We start from the raw sequence: 275 nt of genomic DNA on the forward strand, positions 1-275 counted from the left end.
GGCCCATGGTTGACGGTCAGCCGGACGAAAGTGATATTCAGGAAAAAGCTAAAATATTTTTACGGCGTTGCCATGCTTTAGATTTAGAAGTGGTTGGTATTACTGACCATAACTTCTCGGAAAAATTAAACCCTCGAGATTGGTTTTTGACGCATCTGGTGGAGCAAAATAAGACGGTATCCAAAGAGTTTGGTCGTGAACCGCTTAGTATTCTTCCAGGTTTTGAAGTTGACATTGGTTATCATGTGCTTTGTCTTTTTGATCCTGCCAGAAGG

At 41.8% G+C, this 275-nt stretch carries 1 protein-coding gene; it reads left to right on the plus strand.

Annotation, left to right across the window (positions count from 1 at the left end):
- A partial coding sequence (locus KMS84_RS40110; protein WP_256921587.1) for a PHP domain-containing protein occupies positions 1-275 on the plus strand: 275 nt, incomplete at both ends.

The organism is Streptomyces hilarionis (assembly GCF_024539675.1).
Lineage (GTDB): Bacteria > Actinomycetota > Actinomycetes > Streptomycetales > Streptomycetaceae > Streptomyces > Streptomyces hilarionis.